The following is a 3,360-nucleotide window of genomic DNA, read 5'->3' as shown; positions in this document are numbered from 1 at the left end:
GTGGGAGAGTAGGACACCGCCGGACAACCATTAGGTAGAGACCCCCCAACCCACCACGGGTCGGGGGGTCTCCCGCATTTAACAACCACCCCAAAACAGAAGCCTCCACCACCCAAGGAGGCTTCACCCCTTTAACCACCGCCTACCTCGCTGCTGATGCCACCTCAAGCAGCTCCAGGTAGTGATCAACGCGGCCGAGGTCCACCACGCCGCTTCCGGCAGCCCGTTCGCCTCTGGCCGGTTCCAAGGCACGCAATGCCCGGCGGATCACAGAGAGCTCGCCCAGTTCGCTGGCTGCCTGGGCAACTATGCACCAAGTCGCCTCGAGCAAAAGATCCGAGGAGGGATCCGGAAGGTCCCGAAGAGCTTCTGCAGCCGCGCCACGAGAACCTGCCCTTGCCAGTAAAAGGGGCCGAACCCAGCGATCATAGGGGCCAAAGTCGCCGTCGCTTAGCTCAGTGGCTTCGCGCAATTCGCGGCCTAGAGTGGCCAAAGCCTCGATTCCGTCCGTGAAGCCAGGCATTTCTGCAGGAAGCGGAGGCGGCAGGCTGTTGCCGAGGAAAGTCCATCGAAACCATTGGGTGAACACCGTTGCCAACGGTCTCTCGTGTCGCTGTGCGAGTCGGTCCACCGTATCGGCCTCGGAGCTGGCCGAGCTGATGTCATTAACGGCGCACAGTGCCTGCATACGAATCAGCCGCCCGTTGATCTCAAAGGTGGGCGAATCGGCGTCGAACGCTGTTGTTATCAGCTCTTGGCCGATATCGGCGCGTTCAGCTGCAAGTCCGGCTGAAGTGAAGGTTTGCATAAACCGGGCACTGAGCGCGAAGCAGAGCAGTTGCGCGTCGCCTAATCTCCTGGCGATCGACTCCGCTTCGGTGGCCTCCGACTGGCGAACGCCGGTGCCCCGGGACTCCATGGCTATGGTGGCCAGAAGACGCGCACGGCTTCGGGCGCTGAGGCCTGGGTTGGCTCCAAGCGCATTCTCCGCGGCGGCAATCACGATGGCGGCGGACGCGGGGTCATCCGGGCGCGTCCACATCCCGGGTATGTCGTAGCCTCCAATGACGCGGGCGGCGAGTTCGGGATCGTTCATCTTTGCAGCAGCTTGGATGGCCTCTATGCGTTGGGTGCGAGCTGTCTCAAGATTGCCGGCGACTGCCAAGCTGCCCAACACCGCGTTCGAGGCCTCCAACTGAACCCTCGTACCGCTTCTTGAGTAAGCGGTGGCAATCCTGGCCAAACCGAGGGGTTCCCGTCGGTGCAACCGGGGATCCCTACGGAGCATCCTGCTCTCCAGATCCACCAGCGCCGGACCTGGATCCAGCCCAAGCGCGTTGGCATGCTGCGCCCGTGCCCGCCGAAGAACCGCCAGTGCGTCGCCTTGGCGGTGACTTCGGTAGAGGGCCATAGCCAGCAGGCGCCATCCTTCTTCGCGCCACGGGTTCTCCTCCACCTGTGCTTCCAGCATGCCGATGACCTCCGCCGGACGCCCGCAGTCCAGGCACGCAGAGGCGAAGCGCTCGACGGCGGTCTGCCGCATCTCCGTCAGCCGTCTCACCTCAGGGAGGGCCCACGGTCGCTCGGCGAATTCCTGAAAGGCTGCACCCCGCCACTCCCTGAGTGCAGTGAACAAGAGTGATTCGGCCTGATTGGGCGTCGCTCCAGCTGTTCGGGTCACTGCCGAATCGAATCTCCAGGCATCAACGGCGTCGACTTCGAGTCTTAGGGCGTACCCGTCGCGCACCGTAACGAGCACTGAGGGTGGGGTGCGGGGTAGCCGATGGGGTTCCAGGATGCGGCGAAGCTCACCTACGAAAGTGCGGACTGCTCCCACAGCTCCCGGTGGCGGTGCACCGTCCCAGAGTTCGTCAATGACGGACGCCGTCGAGATGTAGCGGCCTCGCAGTGCAACGAGTATGCCAAGGATTTCCCTGTGCCGGCGCTTGGATAGTTCCCGCACCTCTCCATCAACGCTCAATTGGAGGGGGCCGAGGACTCGGATCTGCACAGTATTTTGGATTGACGCAGTAGCCACGGGTCAATCGTAGTGAGGAAGTAAGACAACACAGGGCGTCCCGTGCCTGCCACGGCTCCAGCTGATTCGCTGCTGATTCGCTGGCAGGAGGGTGGTTCTACCAACAATGAATGGAGACTCCATTGACTTTGACACTTCTGCCCGAGGCTACCTATCACCGTGTCCCAGTATCACCTCACGTCGAACTGAACGTCGCAGTGGCGGGGCGCGGGCCCGCCGTCGTACTTTTGCATGGCTTTCCGCAGACGCACCTCATGTGGAGGCATATCGCCGCAGACTTGGTGGCGGACCACACTGTCATCTGCCCGGACCTTCGTGGCTATGGGGCGAGCGATAAACCGGCAGCGGAAGGGGAGGAAACGTACTCGAAGCGAACGATGGCCGCGGACATCGTCGCGGCGGCCCGGGCACTTGGACACCATAGCTTCGCGCTGGCCGGTCACGACCGTGGCGCCTTGGTTGCCGTAAGGGCTGGTTTGGACCATCCCGGCGTCGTCAGCCACCTGCTGGTTCTGGATGTGCTACCGACGTTGGATATGTGGGATATCCTCCGGGGTGCGGATGCCAAAGTTGCTTGGCATCTTTACCTGATGGCACAGCCAGCGGGAATCCCCGAGCCCATGATCGAAGCGACTGCAGACTCCTTCTTTGCATCGTTCATAGACGGGTGGACGGCTGATCCTGGGGCGATCCCACCACGGTACCGCGAGGAGTATCTGAAGGCATCGGGTCAGGCAGTGTGGTCGATCGTTGCCGACTACCGGGCTTCTGCGGGAATCGACATCTCGCATGATCTGGTGGATAGGAAGGCCGGGCGCGCTTTGTCCATGCCCGTGACTGTGATGCAACAGGACTGGGGAGCGGTGCTGGGCTATGACGCGGCTGCTCTTTGGAGTCCATGGGCGCCCGACCTAAAACACATGACGGTGAACACCGGCCACTTCATGGCTGAGGAGAATCCCGCGGCGGTGGTCGCGGCCATGCGTGAGTTGATGGACCGCTAGGGGGCTGTGTTCGACGGCGGTGGGGTGGGGTTTTGGGGGTGTGTGGGGTTGGGTTGGGGGTGGATTTGCGTTGGGGGTGTGGGGCGTGTATTGTTTTCTGAGTCGCCGGGTGCGAAACGGAAAGCCGGAAGGTGTGTACGGTTCGGTAGGCGGCCAAAAAATAACTCTTCTTTTCCAATGGCCCTGTTGGGTGCGCTGCTTTTGTGGTGTGCTGTGGGTGATGTTTTGGGGGGTCTGTTGTTTGAGAACTCAATAGTGTGCCAAGTTTGTTGATACCGATTGTTTTTCAATTGGTTGAAATTATGGCTGGATCATTGC

General features: G+C 61.5%; 2 protein-coding genes. One reads left to right on the top strand and one right to left on the bottom strand.

All coding sequences use genetic code 11. The features are described from left to right. Positions 1–142: 142 nt before the first annotated feature. Positions 143–2,038, bottom strand: coding sequence for an AfsR/SARP family transcriptional regulator (locus A477_RS0116955; RefSeq protein ID WP_237715822.1), 1,896 nt, complete (start codon positions 2,036–2,038; stop codon positions 143–145). 122 nt (positions 2,039–2,160) lie between these two features. On the opposite strand from A477_RS0116955, the gene A477_RS0116950 reads away from it, so the two are divergent. Next, a complete protein-coding gene (locus A477_RS0116950; protein ID WP_026005718.1) occupies positions 2,161–3,042 on the top strand; it encodes an alpha/beta fold hydrolase in 882 nt (293 codons plus the stop codon). The last annotated feature ends 318 nt before the right edge of the window (positions 3,043–3,360 follow it).

The organism is Arthrobacter sp. M2012083, assembly GCF_000281065.1.
Taxonomy (GTDB): domain Bacteria; phylum Actinomycetota; class Actinomycetes; order Actinomycetales; family Micrococcaceae; genus Arthrobacter.
Note: the sequence above shows the minus strand (reverse complement) of the source record. Positions and strands in the feature narration are given on the sequence as shown.